The organism is Rathayibacter sp. AY1E3, assembly GCF_002932235.1.
Lineage (GTDB): Bacteria > Actinomycetota > Actinomycetes > Actinomycetales > Microbacteriaceae > Rathayibacter.
On sequence record NZ_PSVN01000040.1, the window covers coordinates 1 to 5093 of the forward strand.

A 5093-nucleotide genomic window follows, 5' to 3' on the forward strand; every position below is an offset into this window, starting at 1 on the left:
GTCGCGGGGGAGGGGGTGGGGGCGGCGCTCATTGCGGACTCCTTCGGCAGCGGTCCGACCATCCTAGAGCCCCGGTGGAGCGCTCTCTCGCCCCGGAACGCGGGACACCGCGCCCCGGACGACCGCGAGGCGCCGCCTCCCCGGCCGGACACCGCGGTGAGGGCGGTGTCCGGGCGGCGGAGGCGGCGCCTCGGAGGAGAGGAGCGGAGCGCAGGACGCGGGCCGGTCGGCGCTTCCCGATCAGGCCCGGTGGGCGCCGTGCCCGTCGCGGGGAGGAGCGGTGCGGATCGAGTCCGTCCGGACGTCCGGCTCGATGCTGCCCGCGGCCAAGTCGGCCCCGGCGCGCGCGGCCAGCTGCGGGTCCGTGCGGCGCAGCTCCTCCGCGCTGTCCTCGGCCGCGAGGTCGTGCGCCTCCTGCATGGCCGACTTCGCCCGCAGCGGCGGGGTCCTGAGGAACCACGAGAGGACGAAGGCCAGCAGGACCACGCCCAGCGCGACCTGGAACACGGTCACGGTCGCGTCGTTGAACCCGGTCAGGAACGGGGCCGACAGGGCGCGGTCCGCGGTGTTCAGGAACGACGTGTCCCCGTCGAGCGCGGAGCCGATCGCGGCGGTGTCCTGCGACTGCAGCAGCTTCAGGATCCCGGCGTTGGCCGGGTCCGCGGCGACGGCCGGATCGGTGACGGCCCGCTGCAGATCCGCCGCGAGCGCCGGGTTCTTGAAGGCCGCGGCGATGGTGTCGGGGATCCGGCTGAACAGCACCGAGAAGATCACGGCGGTGCCCAGGGTGCCGCCGATCTGGCGGAAGAACGTGGAGGCGCTGGTCGCGACTCCCATGTTCGCCACGTCGACCGAGTTCTGCGAGGCCAGGGTGAGGGTCTGCATCATCTGCCCGAGCCCGAGGCCCAGCATCAGCATCCCGCCCATCATGAAGATCACCGGCTTGTCGATCGTCACGAAGGTGAAGTAGAAGAACGCGGCCGACATCAGGAACGTGCCGACGATCGGGAAGGCGCGGTAGCGGCCCGTGCGCGAGATGATCTGACCCGAGACGATCGAGGCGATCATCAGGCCGAGGATCATCGGCAGCATCAGGAAGCCGGACTCGGTCGGCGTGGCGCCGTTCACCAGCTGCAGGTACAGCGGGATCGCCATCATGCCGCCGAACATGCCGAAGCCGACGAGGACGCCCAGCACGGTCGCCATCGAGAAGGTCGGCGAGCGGAAGAGCTTGAGGGGGATGAGCGCGTCGTCGCCCATCATCCGCTCGGCCGCGATGAAGCCGATGACGCCCAGCGCGCCGACGATGTAGCAGACCCACGCGATCGGCGAGCCCCAGCCCCACTCGCGGCCCTGCTCGGCGATCAGCAGCAGCGGTCCCGCGGCGATGACGACGAGGGAGGCGCCCCACCAGTCGATCCGCACCGAGCGCTTGCCGGCGGGCTTGGGCAGGTGGAGGAACCGCACGACGATGAAGAGCGCGACGGCGCCGATCGGGAGGTTGATCAGGAAGACCCAGCGCCAGCCGGTGATGAAGAGGATCTCGGGGGTGCCGGCGAGCAGGCCGCCGATGAGCGGTCCGACGACGCTGGAGATCCCGAAGACGGCCAGGAAGTAGCCCTGGTACTTGGCGCGCTCGCGCGGGGGCAGGATGTCGCCCATCACCGTGAGCGCGAGCGACATGAGCCCGCCGGCGCCGAGGCCCTGCACGGCGCGGAAGCCCGCGAGGCCGAGCATCGAGGTCGAGAAGCCGGCGAGCGTCGAGCCGATCAGGAACAGCACGATCGCGATCAGGTAGAGCGGGCGGCGTCCGAAGATGTCGGAGAGCTTGCCGTAGATCGGCGTCGCGATCGTCGAGACGATCAGGTAGGCGGTGGTCACCCACGCCTGCTGCGAGAGGCCGTCGAGGTCGTCCGCGATGGTGCGCATCGAGGTGCCGACGATGGTCTGGTCGAGCGAGGAGAGGAACATCCCCGCCATCAGCCCGAAGATGACGAACAGGATCTGCCGGTGCGACATCACGGCGCCGGACGGCGTCGAGGTCGGAGCGGATGGAGCGGAGGCGGAGTCGGCCACGGTGGTCCCCTTGTCTGGCGGACGCGTCCAGGCACGGCGATCCGCCGCAAACGTTGCGTGCTGCGCAAAGTTACACCGCGTGCGGAGAGCGCGACAGAGCGTCCGGCGAGCCTGAACGGGATCTCAGGGCCGCCGTGCCGGGGCCGTGCATCAGGCCGGAGCGGGGACCGCCTCGTCCGCCCAGCCGGCCTCACGGAGCGCTGCGCGGGCCTCGGCTCGCGCCGAGTACGGCGTGCGCACGCCGAGGATGTCGCGGTAGTTCTGGTGCCCAGGACCGGCCCAGAGGATGGCGTCGCCCTCGTGCGCCAGGGAGACGGCGACGCGGATGGCGCGCTTGGGGTCGTCGACCTCGTGGATCTCGGCGTCCGGACGTGCGGCGCGGGCGGCCCCGACGAGGTTGCGCCGGATCGAGGCCGGGTCCTCGAAGCGCGGGTGGTGGTCGGTGACGACCAGCACGTCGCTGCCCAGGACGGCGGCTTCGGCCATGGCCGGGCGCTTGAGCGCGTCCCGGTCGCCGTCGGCGCCGAACACCATGATCACGCGGCCGGGAGTGACCTCGCGGACGGCCTCCAGGGTGCGGGCGAAGGCGTCGGCGCTGTGTCCGAAGTCGACGTACACCGTGGGGCCGCGCTCGCCCGAGACGCGCTCGGTGCGGCCGGGGAGGGAGGCGTCCACTCCGCCGTCGCGGTGCAGCGCGGCGCGGATCTCGCCGATCGGCCGACCGGACTCGATCAGCATCACGATCGCCAGTCCGGCGTTGGCGGCCATGTGGGTGCCGATGATCGGGACGGAGGTCGTGATGGCACGGCCCTCGCGGTTGCCGATCCGGAAGCGGGTGCGGCCGAACTCCTGCTCGAGCACCGTCACGGTCCAGTCGGCGTCGACGCCCGGGAGGGAGGTGATCGTGGTGACCGGCACGCCGGCGACCTCGACGAGGCGCGCGCCCGCGGGGGAGTCGAGCGAGACGACGGCCCGGCGCGCGCGATCGGGCTGGAACAGCTGGGCCTTCTCGCCGAAGTAGGTGTCCATGTCGCCGTAGTCGTCGAGATGGTCGTGGCTGAGGTTCGTGAAGCCGGCGACGTCGAAGACCACGCCGTCGACGCGGTGGCGGGTGAGCGCCTGGGCGCTGACCTCGATCGCGGCCGCGCCGACGCCCTCCTCCTCCATGCGGGCGACGAGCGCGTGCAGCTCCGTCGCCTCCGGGGTGGTCAGGCCGCTGGTCACCGAGGTGTCGCCGATGTGGCGCTCCGCGGTCGAGCTGAGGCCGGGCACGACGCCGAGCTGGCGGAGGATCCCCTCGAGCATGTGGACGGTCGACGTCTTGCCGTTGGTGCCGGTCACGCCGAGCAGCACGGGGGAGCGCTCGGCCGTCCCGTAGACGGCGGCGGCGACGGCGCCCAGGCGGGAGCGGGGGTCGTCGACCACGAGGACGGGCAGACCGGTCGCGCGCGCGGCGTCGGCGCCCGCGGCGTCGGTCAGCACGGCGGAGGCGCCGCGGGCCACGGCCTGCTCGACGAACTCGGCCCCGTGGCGGTTGACCCCGGGCAGGGCGACGAAGAGGTCACCGGGCTCGACGTCGGAGGCGATCAGCGTCACTCCGCTGATCTCGGCCGTCAGGCCGCCCTCGTCGCCGATCTCGAGCGTCCGAGCGAGGGCGGCGAGAGGGACGGAGGGTGCGGTGAGGGGTCGGAGCATGGGGTCCTTCCATCGACGGCTCCGTGGGGGGCCGTGCAGCCGAGGGGGCGGTCGCACGCGGAGTCGTGGCTGTCACTCAAGCTAGGGGGTCTGCTTATGTGAATCCTTAGAGGATATGCGCGACCCGCGTGGAGGGGCACGGGTGGACAGAACCGATCGCCGGTGCTTCAGCAGATGCGCAGGAACGGGTCTGTCTAGGCTCGGAGGATGACGTCGAACGAGAACGAGCCGACCGATGGGCGCCCCGTCGGCCGCCGAGCCCTGGTCATCGGGGGTGTGGCCGCCGCGGCGGGCCTGACCGCGCTGGGGGTCGGAGCCGCCATCGGGAACGGAGCGCCGGCGCCCTCGCCGACCCCCTCGACGGCGCCGCCCGCTCCGTCGCCCTCCGCCGCCGCGACCACTTCGGCGCCCACAGCGGAGCCGACCGCCACTCCGGCTCCCACACCCACTCCCACCGCCTCCGGGATCGACCTCACCGCGCAGTCCGTCGACGACCCGGCGAGCACCTGGGTCGTCGTCAACAAGCTGCGGACGCTCGCGCCGGTCGACTACGTCCCCGCCGACCTGACCTTCCCCGACGTGCCCTACGTCAACCGGCAGCCGATGCGCCAGACGACCGCGGACGCCCTCGTCCCGCTCTTCGCCGCCGCCCGCTCCGAGGCCGGCCTCTCGCTGGCGGTGCAGAGCGCCTACCGCTCCTACGACACCCAGGTCAGCGTCTACGCGGGCTGGGTGTCCTCACGCGGGCAGGCGGGAGCGGATGCGACGAGTGCGCGCCCGGGGCACAGCGAGCACCAGACCGGCTGGGCGGTCGACGTGGTGGGAGCGTCGGGCGCGTGCGCGCTCGAGATCTGCTGGGGCGACACTCCGGAGGGGCAGTGGGTCGGCGCCAACGCCCATCGCTTCGGCTTTCTCGTGCGCTACAAGCCCGACACCACTCCGATCACGGGGTACGAGTCGGAGCCGTACCACCTGCGGTACGTCGGGACCCAGCTCTCCGGGTACCTGCACGACTCCGGCATCGAGACGCTCGAGCGCGCCTTCGGCCTTCCGGATGCGCCCGATTACGCACCCGGGACGTCTTCCTAGGCGGTCTAGCGATCACAGGCGGACACGATCGGGCGTGACACGCGCCGCTCGTTACCGTACTGTTATTCGGAGCGCTTTCGGAGGCCCGTCTTACCGGTCTCCCACCCCCGCCTGGTGACATAGCCGCTTCCCCTGCTCCCGAGCCCGGTCCCCCGCCGAGCCGCCGACCCGTGAGACCTCTCTGTGCCCCCTCGCTCCACCCTGCCCGCGTGAGGACACCCAGCCCGCGTAGA

The 5093-nt window shown here is 72.1% G+C and carries 3 protein-coding genes; 1 reads left to right on the forward strand and 2 read right to left on the reverse strand.

Annotated features, from left to right (window positions below; all coding sequences use genetic code 11):
• Nucleotides 1–240: 240 nt before the first annotated feature.
• The gene (locus tag C5C53_RS16525; protein WP_104268043.1) at nt 241–2019 is read right to left on the reverse strand and encodes an MDR family MFS transporter; all 1779 of its coding nucleotides are present in this window, start codon (nt 2017–2019) and stop codon (nt 241–243) included.
• A 207-nt stretch (nt 2020–2226) separates the two neighbouring features.
• Nucleotides 2227–3771 (reverse strand): Mur ligase family protein, encoded by a 1545-nt coding sequence (locus C5C53_RS16530; protein WP_104268041.1) that lies wholly within the window; start codon nt 3769–3771, stop codon nt 2227–2229.
• Nucleotides 3772–3978: 207 nt separating this feature from the next.
• Between C5C53_RS16530 and C5C53_RS16535 the strand changes: the two genes are divergently transcribed.
• Nucleotides 3979–4860 carry a D-alanyl-D-alanine carboxypeptidase family protein gene (locus C5C53_RS16535; protein WP_104268042.1) on the forward strand — a complete coding sequence of 294 codons (882 nt, stop codon included), beginning with the start codon at nt 3979–3981 and terminating at the stop codon, nt 4858–4860.
• The last annotated feature ends 233 nt before the right edge of the window (nt 4861–5093 follow it).

What these genes read in the sequence shown, in the direction of transcription:
- C5C53_RS16525 (WP_104268043.1), bottom strand. Translation starts at nt 2,019, where the DNA reads ATGTCGCACCGGCAGATCCTGTTCGTCATCTTCGGGCTGATGGCGGGG.
- C5C53_RS16530 (WP_104268041.1), bottom strand. Translation starts at nt 3,771, where the DNA reads ATGCTCCGACCCCTCACCGCACCCTCCGTCCCTCTCGCCGCCCTCGCT.
- C5C53_RS16535 (WP_104268042.1), top strand. Translation starts at nt 3,979, where the DNA reads ATGACGTCGAACGAGAACGAGCCGACCGATGGGCGCCCCGTCGGCCGC.